At 44.4% G+C, this 17,297-nt stretch carries 12 protein-coding genes; all 12 read right to left on the minus strand.

The window, feature by feature from the left end; all coding sequences use genetic code 11:
* Positions 1-5 precede the first annotated feature (5 nt).
* The 12 genes from C825_RS15545 to C825_RS15600 all read right to left on the minus strand — a co-directional run bounded on the left by C825_RS15545 (position 6) and on the right by C825_RS15600 (position 17,282).
* The gene (locus tag C825_RS15545; RefSeq protein ID WP_010803136.1) at positions 6-287 is read right to left on the minus strand and encodes a hypothetical protein; all 282 of its coding nucleotides are present in this window, start codon (positions 285-287) and stop codon (positions 6-8) included.
* A 13-nt stretch (positions 288-300) separates the two neighbouring features.
* On the minus strand, positions 301-3,171 hold the full coding sequence (locus C825_RS15550) for a hypothetical protein (RefSeq protein WP_010803137.1): 2,871 nt from the start codon (positions 3,169-3,171) through the stop codon (positions 301-303).
* Between the two features lie 124 nt (positions 3,172-3,295).
* Positions 3,296-4,042 carry a DUF4469 domain-containing protein gene (locus C825_RS15555; protein ID WP_007656683.1) on the minus strand — a complete coding sequence of 249 codons (747 nt, stop codon included), beginning with the start codon at positions 4,040-4,042 and terminating at the stop codon, positions 3,296-3,298.
* Positions 4,043-4,303: 261 nt separating this feature from the next.
* Positions 4,304-7,093 (minus strand): fibrobacter succinogenes major paralogous domain-containing protein, encoded by a 2,790-nt coding sequence (locus C825_RS15560; protein ID WP_010803138.1) that lies wholly within the window; start codon positions 7,091-7,093, stop codon positions 4,304-4,306.
* A gap of 49 nt (positions 7,094-7,142) precedes the next feature.
* A complete protein-coding gene (locus C825_RS15565) occupies positions 7,143-8,102 on the minus strand; it encodes a FimB/Mfa2 family fimbrial subunit (protein WP_010803139.1) in 960 nt (319 codons plus the stop codon).
* Between the two features lie 56 nt (positions 8,103-8,158).
* Complete coding sequence (locus C825_RS15570) at positions 8,159-9,748, minus strand: DUF3868 domain-containing protein (RefSeq protein WP_010803140.1); 1,590 nt, start codon at positions 9,746-9,748, stop codon at positions 8,159-8,161.
* Between the two features lie 11 nt (positions 9,749-9,759).
* A complete protein-coding gene (locus C825_RS15575; RefSeq protein ID WP_007656679.1) occupies positions 9,760-10,296 on the minus strand; it encodes a DUF3575 domain-containing protein in 537 nt (178 codons plus the stop codon).
* 619 nt (positions 10,297-10,915) lie between these two features.
* The gene (locus C825_RS15580) at positions 10,916-12,157 is read right to left on the minus strand and encodes a site-specific integrase (RefSeq protein WP_007656673.1); all 1,242 of its coding nucleotides are present in this window, start codon (positions 12,155-12,157) and stop codon (positions 10,916-10,918) included.
* A gap of 233 nt (positions 12,158-12,390) precedes the next feature.
* Positions 12,391-14,211, minus strand: a complete 1,821-nt coding sequence (locus C825_RS15585) for a helix-turn-helix domain-containing protein (RefSeq protein WP_010803142.1) — start codon at positions 14,209-14,211, stop codon at positions 12,391-12,393.
* A gap of 83 nt (positions 14,212-14,294) precedes the next feature.
* Positions 14,295-14,519: a 4Fe-4S dicluster domain-containing protein gene (locus C825_RS15590; RefSeq protein ID WP_010803143.1), complete on the minus strand. Its 225-nt coding sequence runs from the start codon at positions 14,517-14,519 to the stop codon at positions 14,295-14,297.
* Positions 14,520-14,563: 44 nt separating this feature from the next.
* Positions 14,564-16,105 carry a DUF6850 family outer membrane beta-barrel protein gene (locus C825_RS15595; protein ID WP_010803144.1) on the minus strand — a complete coding sequence of 514 codons (1,542 nt, stop codon included), beginning with the start codon at positions 16,103-16,105 and terminating at the stop codon, positions 14,564-14,566.
* Positions 16,106-16,109: 4 nt separating this feature from the next.
* Positions 16,110-17,282 carry a DUF4876 domain-containing protein gene (locus tag C825_RS15600; RefSeq protein ID WP_010803145.1) on the minus strand — a complete coding sequence of 391 codons (1,173 nt, stop codon included), beginning with the start codon at positions 17,280-17,282 and terminating at the stop codon, positions 16,110-16,112.
* Positions 17,283-17,297: the final 15 nt, after the last annotated feature.

Consider the following 17,297-nt stretch of genomic DNA (forward strand, 5'->3'; position numbering starts at 1 on the left):
AGTTCCTAGAACGTATAGGTACCATTCTCTTCTTTCGATCCGAAGACATATACATCCAACGAATAGATATAATTCTCTACAGCTGTCGCAATCTGTTCACCGGCTTTTGTACCGGGAGCTTTCAGGACCAGGTTATTTTTCAGTGTCAGAAGCACTTCCCTGCGTGTAGGATCATCCGTCCCTCCCTGATCGGGAGGGGTCGGATTTACTACCTCATTTTCCTCGGAACAACCGGCGAGGATGAACAGGCCGGTAGTGAGGATAGAAAATAGATATTTTATATTCATGTCCTGTCAATTATTATTGTTTTTTCAATGTGATCGTTCTGCTTCCGCCATTCGGAATTGCACTGGTGATCGTGATTGTTATATCTGCTGTTTCATCGCTATTTCCACAACCATTTTGTGTAAATTCGATCGCAGCAGTTCCGCCTTCAGCAATTTCGGTAGGCGATTCCGTATGATTCAGCCAGGTCGATGTATTTCCTGTGTAGGCAATCGTACTGCCCTTGTATCCTGTAACAGCGATTGCAATAGGTACATATTTATGAGTATTGTCAGATGCGCTCGTATAAATCACATTTATCTGATCCTTATTACTTCCGTCCAGCGTAGCGGCATCATTATCTGCACCCAGTGTAAACGCCGGTATCGGGTCTAACCAGGTAATCGTCAGCGTCGCATTACGGCTTTCAGCGCCTGCTGTTGTATTTTGGGCGATGACTTCCGTTGTTGCGGCTGTGAGTGCAGTGGCATTGTTTACTTCAATTTCATAAAGACCTTCACCTTTATTGGAAATCGTTAATCCGGAGGTTGTCTTTTCGAGGAAAGTCATTGCTTCTGGACAAGTTACTTTGATCGATATCTTACTGCCGTTTGCTTTGTACATGCTGGCTGTCGAAGCATAATCGGCGATAACCGGTGCTTCATTGAAATCACTTTTCGCCCCACCGGTGGCTTCTGCAAACTTCGGTTTGCTTGCTGCCTTGTGCATAGTAACCGTCAAGACTTCGCTTGTATTCAGCTTATTGATGAATGTGATGTCGAAGTCTGTAAAGTCAGTGACTCCGCTGGTTGCTTTGACAGTATAAGTCATAACGCCATCGGTAACCGTTTCACCATCTATTGTCAGCCATTTACCGCTGGGGATATTGGCTGTTGCGCCTTCCGGAGCAGCGATCTTCAGGTTGTATGTGTTGGCTGCCAGCAGGTCGATATCTGTTTCTACCTTATAGGTCGAAACATCCGAATGACTGATTGTTGCATACGTGGAATTATTTTCCAGTGTGGCGGATAATCCTGCAGCTACCGCTGTGACCGTCAGAGTTGTTTCGGCAGACGCTTCCTCGCTGTTCTGGAATTTGATTGCGTATTCATTACCGTCAGTCAATGCCTTTGCCACCTTGATCGTAAAGGTCGAGTAATAGCCTTCTTTTACAGCTTCGCCTTCCTGTACAAACTCTCCGTTTTCCGGCAATACCAGCTTGGTGCCTTCGATACACATCGCTTTTACTTTAATATAGCTGCCTACAACATTATACATATTGGCTGTAAACAGGTTATAATCGACCGTATTTCCGGTGCTGCCGTCTCCGCCTGTTGCCAGGGTCGGTTTAGCTTTCGGTCCGTAGAAAGTAAGTGTTGTCCAAAGAGCCGGATCGTAAGAGGCTGCTTCGTTGATGAAGACCACATTGACAGGCAGTTCGCCTGTCGCTTTATCTACAGTCATTTCGAAAGTAGTGTACCATACACCGTTCTCTTCTTTATATTCAGGCTTAGCAATTTCCAGCCAGTCGGGAGAGGCTGTTTTTGTCTCGGCGGCCGATTTTTCTACACGTATTTTACCGGTAGCGGCAATCGTTGTTTTAAATACGCTGCTTTCTTCTACGGTAAATGCTGTTTTTGAATCATTGATTGCTACCGGGATATTACCGGTTGTTGCTTCAAACACCGGAGCATCATTATCCGGTTTCACTACAATACCGCCGCCCGATGTCCAGTCCACAACTTCAAAAGTACCGAATATATTACTCTGGGTCACATCCGTGATACGGAGTTTATAGCGGTTGTTGGCAGCTATCGCGATATATTCACCCTTATCGGCTCCTTCGGGGGTGCGGACGATAGGCACATGGTAAGTGACGTCTACCTGTTTGGAAGTTGCCGGACTTTTATACGTACCGTCAATGATCAGGTAGGTCTGATCCGTACTCAGGTTAGGGTAGGTGTAGAGCGCACTCTCGGTCAGACCTTCGTTGGCCCCGGCCAACTTGTCGAACTCGACGGCGGCATAGGGGGTGAGGGTTGTTTTCAGATCGGCTTCTTCTACCTTTTCAGGTGCCGTTCCCCAAAAAGCACCGACTTTACGGCCCTGTGCCAGCGTCAGTTTCTGAATCGTGAGGTTCGACTTGGAGGCCGTGTTGTCGATATCGAAACGGGCTACGATACGTTTCAGGTCGATATCGACTTTAGAGACACTGCCGCTGATCTTGGTCTGTCCCTCACCGGTCATTAGAAGCGGTGTAGCGATGATACCGCCGGTAGCGGCATCCGTACCCAGCACTTTGGTGAATGAGGCGCGGAAAGCAGTTTCGGTAGTTGCTGCTGCCGCATTGCTAATTTCAAAAACACCATCTCCGTTATCGGCCGTAGTGGCAGGAACCATGCTACCGTTCCATGCGGTTTTTGCCGTACCGTCTTTCTGGTAAAATTCCCCGTCGGTCGTGGCATGACCTTGTGCGTCGATAGCTCCGTTGTTTGCGATGCAAAGGAGTTTGATGTAAGACAATCCTTTTAACTCGTTCGGATAGATGGAGGCTTTCCATCCCGTTCCGGCGTCCTGCTTTTTGAAGTTGGTCTTCGGGTTACCGGAGGCGTCTTTGTCTTCTGAATCGAAAGTGGTGCCTTCGTTCCAGGTTTCCATGTAGTAGTAGCTGCCGGCTTGTCCGGTAGCAGAAGCGAAGAGATAGACCTGGAGTTTGTCTATCTTGTTTTCACCTTCAGAAGCAGTCGCCTTGGTATACTCCTGGCTCTCTCCGGTTCCGCTGAAGACGATCTGCAACTCGGAACGTCCGGCAATACCACTGGTGTCGCCTCCGTTTGTTTCATCGTCTGAACAGCTTGCTCCCAGTCCCGCGAAGGCAAGGAGCAGCATTAAACTTTTTACGTTCATGTTCGTTTGTTTTTTTGTTAAACAATATATGATTAATAAAATTTCGGGTTTTGTACAGGGTGGTTGTACAGTACTGTACAAGGAGGTTGTATAGCGTTGTACAATCACTCTGTACAGGGTTATACTATTCGATCTCCGGACGGTCGCCGCCACCTCCACCGCTTTCGCCGACATGGACCTCTACCGACGCCGAACGGGGTTCTTTCAGCAGCGTGCGGCCGCTATATTGGGTGGTGACGGTCAGTTCGTATTTACCGTCTTTCAGGTCGGAGGGGAGCAGCAAGATCAGTTCCGACGGATTGTTGGTGGTTATCTGGTCGGCATCGAGTTTAATCACGGCTTTGTCTTCGCCGGTCAGGGTAACGCCTATCGCTTCATTGGTACCGACAACTTTGAGGTTGGCACCGCGCACGAAGAAGTTGCGTCCCGGTGTCATGGTACCGTCTTTCAGACCCGTCTTCCGGTCTTCCGTTCCGATGATGTACATCACGTCGGCCTTTTCGCCCAGGATAGCGATCGACGTTTTGGCACTTTCCTCACGAACCACCTTGTTCTGGGTAAAGGCCACGTAGATGCTGTTCTTTTCGGGATTCCACCGGCCATCTTCTGCCAGGCCAAGCAGACGAGGCACGGCGTAGAACAATCCTGTGTTGAGTTGCCAGCCGTTCATCAGCAAACGGGCACAGATGCGTTCGAAGAGAGTAACTACGTGTACGATCGTTTCAGGTCGCAGGCCGGTGTCTTCGGCACGCATTTCTTCGTAGATCTTGTTGATGTCGGCTTTACCGGTGGTTTCAAGGATAAAGATCTTGTCTTTGGGATCAGGGGTCACCGTATTGGGGGCCATCCATACTTTCAGTGTATTTGCCATATCGTTTAATATTGTGGTCCGGCACAGATAAAGTGCCGGACCGGTTTATACCAGTGTTTTATTTGTTTCAATTTCATATATAAATGCACACGAAATGCGGCACAACCCTTTGTCGGGGGCTGTGTAACGATCGGTGCATCTGTTATAGGTTACAGATGCGATTGCTAAAAAAACAATCCCATCATGTCAAAGAACACTTTTGTCAGAAATATAGCTGAAGCCTATTTCTGTTTACTTTCAATTAGTTGCTAGGTACTTATATTATTGTTTGATACAACGTACTTGACGCCTATCTGTTTTAGGATCGTATCCAACAGCGCCACTACTACTTCCAACAAACATATAGTATGCTAAACTCTCATTGTATTCATTTGATGACCAATGAGTGTGAGCTGTATTGAATACTTTGTTATTTTTTAACTCCTGATATCTACTTCCTGTATTCGTAGTAGGAAATGTACTATTTACCCCTACGATTTTAAACCATTCCGTATGAGTCGGTACACGCCATCCAGAGGGACATTTAGATGATAAGTTACTATTCCATTGACAACTTTCATCTGCATTTACTGGAGCAATATAATATCCTGAATATTTCCAAACATACTGACCTTTATAATCGCGTGATACATTTATGGAATAAGTTGCTGTTTTACTTTCATCCGACTTGTTTTTCACTCGGATGGTCGTAGAACCGGTATATTTAGCTGTAAATGTGAGTCTATTACCATTTTGAGAGATACTGGCAATATTGCTATTATCAATCGTATAAACGAATCCGCCGGCAGGAGGTGTAACCGTAACATCTACCGATGTTGAATTTTCATTCTTTATATTAGCCAGCGTTCCACTGGTAGAACTCAACTTGGGTGCTGTAAATCCGGTGGGGATTACTTTTATTTCTTTATTTTCTCCGTTCGGTATCTTATTCGTTAGCAGGATAGTGGCCGGTTTCATGACACTACTTATATTCGTACTTATTTGAGTAATCAAAATACTGCCATCTCCTTTTATTTCAGGGTTTGTAATATTGAACCATGGGTCGCCGCCTCCCCAGTCTTTCACAGAAGCCTTAACTCCTATAGCAGATGAATGCACACTAATCGCAGTGTTTCCACTGGTTGCTGCCTGTAGTGATACTTCATTATTTGCCGTAATCTCACTACTCAGTAAATTGATTGTAATCGCCGTTGTCAGATCGCTTATTCTGTTGTTTTGAAAAACAACACTACCTTCGCTATCACCAATGCCTGTATTTAATGATTCTTCTTTTATAGTAAGTTCGTAGGCGTTTTTTAATAGGGTTGTTTCAGTATTTTTTATCTCCAACCAGTCCGGTTTGCTTTTGATCGTTATTCCGTCCGGGCAGGTTATGCTTACATTAATTTTACTATCGACTACTTTATACATAGTTGCTTTTTGTTGCTTCACATCCAATGTATTGCAATTACCGGGAGCCTGCTGAATATCGTTTAATAGCGGTGAAGTGACTGCTTCAACAAACAAAACAGTTTCCGCCCCATTCATCGTATTGGTAAATCTTACAACGACGCGAGGAAAACGGGGTTTGTCATAATTCTCTTTTATAGTAAATTGGTAAGTGCAAACGGGTATGGTGGCTTTTGTTGTGTTTGTAATTGAAGGCTCAGAAATTTCCAGCCAATCGTATTGTTGCGACTCCGGACCGCCAGCATATGTTTTTTGTATATTCAATGCTGAATTGGTCTTGATGTTGATATCGATACTACTCCCATTCTTGACCGACATATTGATGGTACGGGTATCCGGATCGTATACGGTTTCATCGGTGAATGTGGGAGGGATGGCCACGTCAAGTTCTCCGCTACCGTCTTCCGGTTTGTATTCGTCGATGTTTCCGTCATCCGCCCAATCAGCGACTGTTAATGTGAAATCCAGATGATAATCGTCTGCTTCGGTGATGCCGATCGTGTACCGGTGGTTATTATTTATTTCGAGAAAAGAGGAACTGCCATCAGCCGCCTGCTGTGTAAAAGGTATCTGGTAAGAAACCTCTTTGCTTTCTGTTTTATTTATTCTGTACAATCCTTTCAATGTGAGGAAACCGTGATCGTTTTTAGGCGAGGGATAAGAATAGAAAGCACCAGTCTGCATACCCTTATTCGCTTTTTCTCCGCTGAAAGTACGTGAGGGACAGGTGATGAGTTCACCTGTGGCAGCTTCGGGAACCGTGCCGTAAATGCGTATAGGGAAGAAGGTCGCGCCGCGGCGGCCGTTGCCCATCGAGATCGATTGGATGGTGAAACGGGAAGTTTCCGCATTATTAACGATATCGAAACGTGCGGCGAGACGGGTGAGTTTGAATCCGGTCTGTACCCGGGCAGAAGAGCCGAGATCGGTCAGGTCGAGCGGTGTTGTCTGTGCGCCGCTCATAGCCAGCGGAGTGCACAGCGTATCGCCGGGTACCGTAGCCGACAGCAGTGCGGTATGATAGGTTTTGAAAATGCTTTCCGAAGGTTGTCCGGGTGCCACTATTTTCGCGGGATTATTGCCATCTGCTTCCGATAAGACCAGCGGTGTGAAGGCAGCATCGGTCAACGGTGTACCGTCGCCGCTGGCCGGGTCGACCAGCATCGTGTTGTTGGCGATGCAGTACAGTTTTACGAACAACCCCTTTTTCACTTTGAGCAGTCCTGTTGTCGTTTCGTCGTTATCGTCGTCTACCGCCAGTTGCAGTTCTTCAGCTCCCGCAGGCAGTGTAGCTTCTGCTTCTGCACGATAGGCGAAACGTTGGAGGAGGGTGTAGTTGTCACCGGCTTCGCTCTCGGAGGCAAACACATAGACATCGAGTGTTTCGATCGCATTCTCATCCGCCGTGGCAATGGTTTCCGCCTTGGTGGCGACCGGCTTCAGGGCCAACTTGTTTTTTAATGTGAGCAACACTTCACGGCGTCCGGCATCATCGGTTCCGCCCGGCTCCGGCTGATTGCCGCCGGCATGTTGCGTCTCTTCCGAACAGCCTGCTAAAAAGGCTGCCAGCATGAGGGTGGTGCATTTTGTCAATAGTTTCATATTCACCTTGTTTTTAAGTATGTTTTATTGTTTCTGTTTTAATATTCAATTATCCGATCGTTCCGCCTTCATCCCAGTCTGAAGCCGTAGCCTGCGTTACAATAATTTTGTCATCGTATACACTTACCAGAAGATCAAATTCCTGCTCCATATTGGTATCCATGTTGACGGATTGTTTATTGAAAAAGAGGTTCAGATCCAAATCCTTAACGATCTGTTCTCCATCTTTCCAAAGGCTCCATAACTGATGGGTGGAAGCGGTATAACGGAAGGTGACAAACTCTCCGATCACTTCTCCGTCGTAACTCAAAGCCGCCCTTGTCTCATGGTAGGTGATACCGCCTGTGATACGGGGAATGATATATTGCCCGTCCCCCGAAGGGATCGTAGCCTCATTTCCTCCGGTAAATCCGTAAACAGCCGGAATCCCTTTGAGCCGCATCCTGAAAATGCCGTCTGCGGGTGGTTCGCCTGTCATCCACCGCACCGTCACAGAGAGGACGGCATGGGCGTGGGACAGGTAAACGCGTCGACGCCGGGTCGCCCCGTTTTGCAGGGTGAATGCGGTTGTCCCGTAATACAGACGGCTTGTATTGCCCCGGTATCCGGGAGGGATGCCTGTCTGTTGGGCACTGAGTGTCATTTCGTTCATATTCATATCGTTTTCATTTTGAATTTGTATCGTTTCGTTGGCATTGCTTTCGTCCGAGAGGTTCCCCCAGAGAACCAATGTATAATCGCCGTCGGGCAGGTTGCCGTTCCAGCCTGCTACGCTGTCGCCTTTGAGGGTGATAGTGGCCAGCAGGTTCCCTTTTGCGTCGAAAAGGTATTGCCGGAGGTTGTCGACATAAGTCGGCAACGTATTTTCGGTGCTGCTACCCGCATACCAGTATTCCATCCTGACATTGTAAGGACAGACGAAAGGTTCGTCGCCAAAAGAACAGCCTGAGAGCATGGCTGCCAGTATGCTGCATATCATCCAAAACCTTCCTGTCTGTATCCTTCCCACTACTTCGTATTATTAATATTAATCCAGTATGAATTTCTATTTCTTTTATTCGTCTTCTATTCTGTTAATCCTTCGGCAAATTGCAGGTTTCTGCGTGCCTTGCGGGGTTCAACCCCTACGGCTTTCCGGAACCAGACTGTCGCCCCTTCCGGATTTCCTTCCATCAGCATAAGCACGCCCAGATTATTCCAGGCACGCGGGTCGGCCTCTACTTTGCGGAGATATCCCCATGCCGATTTCAAATCGCCTGTCAGCATTACGGCGGAGGCCGTGTTGACGTTCGTTATCACATCGTCCGGGAAATGGAATGCCGCCACTTCGTAGACTTCGCGGTATTGTTCCGTTCCGGGACGGTAATAGCGGGTGACACTATACATTTCTTCCAGGCTCAGCAAGTCGGGATGGGTATAGATCATCTCCGATGCTTCTCCGGCATTAAGGGCACGAATGCGGTATTCCACCACGAACTCGATACGCCTGAGCAGGGGAAAAAGCCTTTTCAGCATGTCTTTATAAGGAATGCCTCCCTGCAAATTCATCAACTGTTTTTCGCGGCCACTGAAAATGCCAAACCGGCGTATGATGTCGAGGGCTGCCGTATAATAAGAGGGTTTTGTGCTTAGCAGCAAATCTTCCAGGCCGTTCCAGTCTTCCGCCACGGATGAGACGTCGAACAGGCGGGCGGGGATGCCGTACGCTTTTTGCACATACCAGGCAAACAGCCTGGAACGGTTGGCTGCCAGCTTTTCATTATCTCCGTAGTCTCCGTCGGGCGAAGCATATCCTTTCACTTCTATACGTTCCAGTTCGGAGTAACCTTCGGCCAGGACCGGAAGCAAGCTGGCGTCGATCTTGCCGATCTCTTCCCGGTTGTTTTTAAAGTCGGGATATACTTCATCTTTGCCGAGCGGATAATCTATATAGAGAGTTGTGCTTTTGCTGCGGTGTTTGTTCTCCTGCTTCGGGTCGGGCGTGAGGAACGAGACCATCGACGCATAAGTATTGACATCTGCCGTGTTCAGGGAAATCTGTTCCCGCGCTTGACGCGGGACATGGTTGTCTCTTTGAACGGGTTTGTCCTTATGCGATTCCGCATCGAATGCAGGAATGGGGTTGTTTTTTGCGAGTTGTACAGTGGAAACCGACAGGTTGCGTTTCAACGTATCTACTCCCAGCAGTTGCAGGTCGCAACAGTCTTTTATTTCCTGGCGGAGCAGCAGGGAGGCCTGTTGCATCCAGGAGGTATAAGGAATGGATATCCGGTAACGGACATTTTTGGAACCGGTCCGGTTGTTGTCGAGTAATATAAGATAAGGAATTTCGCGGTTCTCCGCAGAGGTTGCCAATGCACGTTCGCGGCGTTCAAAACGGAAACGTTTACCACCGGTGATCACAACGGAAGGTAATGTAATCTTTTGGGAAGAACCTTTCTTTCCTGCCAGTTCGGGGGTAAAGATAACGGCTGCCAATGAGTTAACATGTACGCTGTTCAAATCCATCTCCAGCCAGAGATGCAAGCTGTCGTTCTTCACGGTGACCGATTGGGGAACGATACGTATGCCTTCGGCTGCTATTTTTCCGGTAAGTCCGGAAAGACAGGCAACGACGAAAGTAAACATTATTATATGTAGCAGATAATTTTTCATAAGGATAATCTTTAGCGCAGGAAGTAAATGATGGAGAATCCGAGACGGCTAGGACCTATGTAGCTGCGCGTGTAACTCCCTTCCCGTTCACCGCAATCGGCACAACGGAATTTGTCGTATCTCATATAAGCATATCCGGCACCGATCATCGCTTCCAGTCCCCAACGTTCGCCCAATGCCCAATGGTAGCCATATGTAACGCCACCACCATAGAGATCTCCCCGCAATATATGGTCTTTTAATCCGGATATAAAAGGTATTTGCCCGATGTTGAAATGTCCCCAATGTCCGTGTACACCGATAAAATGTCCTTCGAACTTACGACAAAACCAATAACGGACTTCGGGTTGAAAGAGATACATATTCAATTTCATGTCATTGCTAAATTTCCAAGCATTGTATGCTCCCCATAAATCGAGTGTGATCTGACGAGTGATTCCGAACTCAACGCCGACGTTCGGAGTTGTGGTTGCCCAGAATAATGTGTTTGTTTTCAGTGCGGTTTGCTGAGCGTGTATACCAGTAGGTAAACAATAAATAACAAACATTAGTATGTGTAGTTTTCTTAGCATATACCCTATTTATATTTTGATGGAAATACGTTCCGTCTATTCGTAAGAGTTGGAACAGTCTTTCGTGCCAAATTCGAAAGGCTTTGATATTAATGACAATCCAATAGGATACGGAAGGGGAGGAATCTCCTGCTGTGAAACAATTCATGAAACAAATGGTCTTATTTCAAGATGGAATGGCTGATTATTAAGATGATTTGTGTGAAAAGTACGAGATACATCTGGGGCTTGTATATAAAAGTTCAGAGATATGAATAAAATAACCGATTACAGAAAGGATGCAGATGAAAATCAAAGCAAGTTTGATGATCGGTATTGTGAAACAATCTGTAAACAGCTGATATGTAGTAATTAAGATATCTATTTTAGTTGTAAAAAGAAGCAATTAGCTTCCTGGGAGAGTACAGATGAACACTCTGCATTTCCTTAATAATTGTATAATATTCAGGTTAATATTGAATATTATAGGTTCTTATGTTCAAAATAATATAGAAAACATTTGCTATTAAAGAAAACGTTACTACTTTTGTGACGTGTTAACATCACAAAGGAATATCCATTCCAACTATTACGAATAGACGGAATGGTAATTTACCTATAACATCCTCTTTTCGAAATAAGATTCAGCATGTCCGTTTCCTACAATCACTTTTCTATTAGCTCTATCCAATTTTGAATTATCAAGTGATGCTATATAGATGCGTGTCGTGTTGACGGAAGTATGCCCCATGCAATCGGAAATGACTTCCTCAGTTACTCCTTTGAGTTTAGCGATGCTTGCCCAACTATGGCGTGCCACATAGGTAGACAGGTGAGTGCCTATTTGATTTCCTAATATGTTAAGCCTTTTATTTTGTAGACGGAGGGCACTGTCGTATTCCTTCCAGGAGGCATCGGCATTTTTTAGCACCGGGAAAAGATAAGGTTGTCCGGGTTGGTGATATTTGCGTATGATCTTCAACATGACGGGAAGAAGTTCCACTTTAAGTACTTGGCCGGTTTTTCTTCGCACATAGATTAACTTATTGCCATGGATATTAGCCAAAGTAAGGTGAGCCAAATCTACAAAAGCCATCCCCCTGACAAAAAAAGAGAAAAGGAAGAGATCGCGTGCCAGGCTGAGTCCCGGAGCATTCTCCAGGTTCAGGGCCTCCAACTTGTGGAGATACTTTTCCGTTATAGCCCGTTTCTCTGTCTTATCGATCTTTGTATTGATGTTCCTGAAAGGAGAAGGGCGCTGCTCAATGACCTGTTCCCTGACGGCGAAGTTCCATACGGCTTTCAGATTCCTGCAATGGAAAGCAATCGTGTTTTTAGAGAGCTTCCTGTCTGTGAGGTATTTTTCAAAGCTGATGATAAGATCTTCGTCCACGTCCTTAATGGGAATATCTTCTCCCTGGAGGAAGTTGCGGAATGTTTTGTGAGTGTTCTGATAGTTACGAATAGTGGTCCCTGACCGCTGGCCTCTTTTCTTCTCAATGACCAGTTGAATGTATTCCAGCCATAGGGTGTAACACTTGCGGTTCCGGAAATCGTGGACAATCCTTTCGGCAGAGCACTCTTTTGTGTCTTTCAGATGCTGAACGATTTCCTCCATCTCTGCCAGGTTCCGTTCGAGTGCTTCTTTGATAAGCATCAGTGCCTTGATACGTTCGTTCCCTGCATCCGGAGGGATAAGAATGGTTTGCGTTGTTTCTATCCATTCCTGTTCTGTTAGTTTAAGATCCAGCACGACCCTTTTCACAACGCGGTTATAAATGATTTGCAGGAACAAGGGCATTCTTTTGCCGGGAATGACAGAAGTTTTTCTTTTTACTTTTACTGATACATTTGTCATATAATTCTATTGTTGGTGGAATAATATAACAAATGTAGCTGTTAGATAGCCTGATGAGATATAAAAACAATTGCCGTCTGCTATTGCAAACGACAATTGAATAAGAAAGGATAAGTATGTAGTAAGGGATAGTTCTGCCATAAAAGTAGTTTATGGATATGGATTTATAACCATAATGCGGGTAGATGACAGATTTTGTTTGTAAACGGTACGTTATGGCGGTTAAGTTGCATTCAACAGAGGACAGTTTCCTCCGGATTTTGTTTCTTGGGATGCTGTTTCAGATACTCGTTAGGAGTAAGGCCGGTCTTTCGTTTGAAGTTACGATAAAAGGCATCGGTAGAGGCGAAGCCTGCTTCTTCGGCTAAATCGGATAATTTCTTTCCGGAATGGATCCGCCCAAGTAAATAATCAATACGGAAATCATTGATCCATTGGTTGTAGTTGTTTCCATAGCAGGTATTAATACATGATGACAGATATGTATGATTGGTTTTCAGCATTTCCGCCAGTGATTTAAGTCTTATGTCTTTATTAAGGTATAGTTTTTGGAGACGGACTTTCTCGTAGGCGGCATGGTAGAGTTTTTCTTCGGGGGTAAGAGATTTCTCTTTCTCCGGCGTAGCTGACGACTCGAGTTGTTCTGCTTCTTTTTCCTGTTTCATGATAACATCCAACCGTTTCTTCCGCTGATAACAAATGTAACCGACAGCACATATAAGGAAAAAGAATAAGATTGCACAAGTTGTTGAAACGACAACCATACGATGCGAGTTGGCCAATGAGGTTTCCTGTAGCTTATTTTGATGCTCTAAATCGCTAATTTGCAGTCGACTTATAAAGTTTTTACTTTCACGTTCTTTGTCGGCTTTATTAATGATTTGCAGGAGGGAGTCCCGAAACATCAATAAATCAACAGCTTTTTCATATTGCTTGGTAGCCCGACAAAAAGAACTGTAGCGAGCAAGGGCATCCACTTGTTTTTCCATGCGACTGGGATCCTTAGCTGCCTTTTTCATCAAAGGCTCTACTAATAAAAAAGATTTACCTGCTTTTTGATAGTCACCACTTTGTTGATATAATGTAGCTAAAGAAGAACAAGTAGGTAAAAAATAAAAGGGGAGGGATGCTTTAATGTTATTCTTTTGAAGACGTTTAGCTTGATTCTGAAATTCTCCCATTGCTTTATCTAAAAAAACAAGGGCTGAATCTATATTGTGTTCCGTAATATATGTATCCGCAATATTGCAATTAAGAATCATTCCACTCCCGTTTTTTTTAGTCTGATCAATCTTTGTCAAATAGAGACGAGCGCTGTCAGGTTTTTGAAGTTCTAAATAGCACATTGATAATAAGGAATAAACAGAAGGAACGAATGAGATCATGGAATCTATGCCTATTTCATTTATATAATCCACCATCTCGGCATATTGTTTAGAATCAGTGAAGAACTTTATTAATTGTCTTGAACATTTATTTCTCAAATCTATAAGATGGTTATCTATTGCTAACTGATAAGCTTCTTTACATAAAGAAATCCCTTTTTCCTGATCTCCTAATATTCTTAAATGATTAGCTATAGTGAAAAGATCCTCTATTACAAGTTCAAGTTTGTCTGCTGCACGATGCTCTGCAAGCAATTCAAACCAAATTGGTAAATATTGTTTGTGTAGTCCTCTTCTCCCTAACAAAATTGCTTTTATTTTCTTTATTTCCCATTTCTCTTTTTGTGAAAACGAATAAGTAGTCTCCAGATTTTCACTTAGTTGAATACCCTTTGTATCTGCATCAGGTTCTCTCTGCTCACTTAATTTTTTATACAAACTGAGTAATCGCAATAATATTTTCTTTTTCTCTTTTTTTGAAATAAAAGGAAGACCTTCTAATAAAATACGTTCTTGTTTTTGTATTCCACCTGTTTCTTTTTCATCCCGACAGGATATTCGGAGCAAGATTGCCGCTTGTTGTCTGGATGGTAGTTTTTGTACATCATGCCATAAAGAATCAAATGATGAAGATAAAATAGGCGTTATTGCCAACTCTTTATCCAGCATATCGGTTTTGTTCTGAATTTGATTTGTACAGCTAATGCACATGAAAATAAAAAGAAACAGATGAAATGCTTTCATAGATCTGATTAAGTCAGTACAATAGCATCGGAAGCACAGGCATCAGCGCAATCACCACACCAATCACATTCAAGCTGACTGCAAATTATTATTCTTTTATCTTTGATACTAAGTAGTCCGATTTTACATGCATCCACACACTCGCCACAGACATTACATTTTTTGTAGTCAATAGTCCACATTGTTTTTGGACCATCACCTTCACTAATTGTTTTCCCTTCGTTGTTTTTCATTGTTTTGTTATTTTAAAATTGTTTGCCAAAACTACACATTCTATTTAAAATAACAAACCAATATTAGCTGTTATTTTTTTTGAATCGGTATAAATCGTATTATCAGGCGTCTTTTCAAAATCAAAAGCCAACTGAATGAACCAACGAAAAGATGTTGATCGTGTATATGTAATAGAAGAATGTACCCCCCAACGTGACATTGTTTCATAATCGAACATCTGTTGTAATCTGCTGTGATTCTGCCATAGCGTAATTTCCGGAGCATTTTCACCAGGAGATAACTGTTTCTCATCCATGATCGTTCCTCCACCTTTTCCATACTGACCACCCAGAGATAAATCGAGGGATGCATCCGGCAATAAAATATTTTGAACAAACGTAGTATGGACTGTAAATCGATGAATCGGTTGCGTGTATTCCGCCGGATAAAACAGCAGAGCCGTTTTTGCCTGACGATACGTAATTCCTGAAAGGATAGAGAAACGGGAATGCCAGGCATCACGCAACTGATAATATCCGTAGGTCAGAGCATACCGGCTTGTGCGTCGGGTAGAACGAAGTAACCTACCGTCCGATTGCCAGGTATTGTATTCCACCTGATGTTGTAACGGGTCAAAGTTATCAGCATGATTAAATGTAGCTAACCATTCCCATTCATGCTTGTGGTCAGGGCATACTTTTTGCAATTTACCTTTGTACTCCACCTGCCAGCTATCCGTTTCGCCTTCTTTTTTATTTTTTATACGGTCACTCTCTACAGTCTGCCATGCAGCACTTCCGCTAATGTCTTGATATAATTGGAAAGAACCACGGTTGAAATGAAGCTGTAAAGCTCCGCCAACCTCCTGTCCTGAATAATACCAGTTTACATTTTCACCCCATGATAAGGTTTTAAAGAATCCAAGGGGATAAGCGACCAGGACAGGATAAGTGGTATGGCTTCCCATATTCTGGTAATTAACGGTTTCCTTTCGGCGAACATAAAGCAGAGAGGCGCCCAGGTGCAGGTTTCCGTACAAGTATCCTACTCCCGGAGTAAGTCGCCATTCCATCCACTGGTTTTTATTTCGCGGATCAGTGTCTTTTGCAGTCAGTTGTACCCGATAATCTGCTTTTGCTCCCAACAACCAGCGCGGATGGACCGGCAGGGAAAAGCCACCGGCTAACTGATACTCTTCCGAACGCTGTTTTCCACTAATGGAATCACACAAGTTCACGGCTTGCCAGTAATCGCCTGTCATCCCATTCCAGTTCTGTTGCCGATTCTGAAACTGTGTATAGCCTATCTTTCCATAAATCGAAACTTTGTCCACCGTTTGAAATGATTCGCTATACACAGAGTATATATCCGCTGAAGCCGGAATACTGACGTTGCCAAAATTCCCTTTATGATGGCTATAACTCGCTTCCGCTACTGAGAAAGAGCGGAAACGGTTGAACGACAATCCCACAGGATTAGTTCCGGTCAACCAGTAGTTTTGTCTGTACACTTCTTCTGTAGAAGGTATAGATAACGTATCGGTTTGAGCGGAAACCGTCATTGATAACGAAAGGAATAATCCGAACAGTATTTCCCGGCTTCTCATGCCTTTATTTTGTTTTTAGAGTAGCTAAAGTTACTTCCATATCTTCGGCTGAGTTATTCGTGTCCTGATAAACAGCACGTCCGTCTGTCGTTCCTGTTTTCTTCCGGATAATCGACCGGCCTGAATACCGGTCGCCTGGAATATAGCATTTCCCATTGTCGAGCCCATTAGGTACTCGTTTAGGAGAATTGACATCCTTCACGCATTCTATACAGTCTATTACCCATTCCTGAGGAACCATCAGATAACGTTTTTCCTGATTCGACGCTTTGGGCCGTGGTTTACGGTTATCCGGGTCCTGCACATATTCTTCCGGAGAATCCTGCAAACTGAACACCATAAACGTAGGACCAAAAACAGGGAGGGAATACATCACCAATGACGGATTCAGATTGGCAAGCAACGTCATCGGTTTTACACCGGCTGCAATTGTTTGCCGGTCAAGAGAAACATCCCAGAATCCCCAATCGACTCCGGACAGGTCTACGGAATTGGCATGCTGATATTCGCCACTCGTGTGATCCACCGCATTCGTGGCGATGGTTATTTCTTCTCCCGGTGCCAAAGGATATTCCTTGCCACTTCCCGGAAATTGCCAGGTCAGATCATTTACCGGAATCCGTTTCATATCCGTATAGTTCATCCAAGGGGATTCTAGATTATTACCCGGATCTACAATACCGAGACACAAACCATCCAGATAGATTGTCTGGTCCGAATTATTATATAAGGTTACATACTGGTCATCCTTATATTCTTCGTTATTCAATCCCTTGCAACCTCCAAAATAAATCTCTTTAATAACGAGGGCACTGGTTTTAGCCAACGACAGAGGAAGTTCTATAACCCCTTGCGCTTCATCCTGGTCAGAGAGCAGCGATAATGATTCTATTCTTCCGCTAAAAACAAGCCCGGAAGCAGCCTGATAATGTACCGAAGCAGCGTAGTAACCAGGTTCAACACTAAATAAAGCTTGTCCTGTCGATGAACAATGCAAAGAATACACCGTTCCCTGATCTTTGTTGGTCAGTGTTACTTCCATCTCTTCATAAGGCAACGTGGAATAACCTTCGGGAGGTAACAGCTGAATATGAACACTGGAAGAACGATTCCCATCTTCCGAACAGGAAGCAAGGAAGAATACTAAAACAAGTAATAAGTAAAAACCTTTTTTCATTTGATATTTGTTTTC

This window comes from Parabacteroides sp. ASF519 (genome assembly GCF_000364265.2).
Classification (GTDB): Bacteria; Bacteroidota; Bacteroidia; order Bacteroidales; family Tannerellaceae; genus Parabacteroides; species Parabacteroides goldsteinii.